Annotated in this window: 1 protein-coding gene; it reads right to left on the reverse strand. The window is 41.7% G+C overall.

Annotated features, from left to right (window positions below):
• Positions 1-77: 77 nt before the first annotated feature.
• On the reverse strand, positions 78-309 hold a 232-nt coding region (locus tag MB824_RS10750), incomplete at its 5' end, for a hypothetical protein (RefSeq protein ID WP_238748537.1).

The following is a 309-nucleotide window of genomic DNA, read 5'->3' on the forward strand; positions in this document are numbered from 1 at the left end:
CTCACGAAATTCTGAAGCACTTTCAAAATCATCAAATTCTTCTGTATGTACAAGATACATAATAATTACCACCTATTCTATTCGCCGCCTGTTAAATGCTCGGTTCGATATACCTGCTCTTCAGGCTGTTCTTCTTCCCACGGCGGCTCATCGCCGTCATAGGCTTCAAAATCCATCGGATCGGCATCCGGTGGGGTGTCTTTCAACTCTTTAGCGTCTTTTTTTTTACCTTTTTCAACGGGTTTTCTCATCATTCTGATAAAGACTTTTACGCCGATAATCAAAACGACAATGCCCAAAATAATGGCG

Source organism: Kingella pumchi (assembly GCF_022288825.1).
Lineage (GTDB): Bacteria > Pseudomonadota > Gammaproteobacteria > Burkholderiales > Neisseriaceae > Kingella_D > Kingella_D pumchi.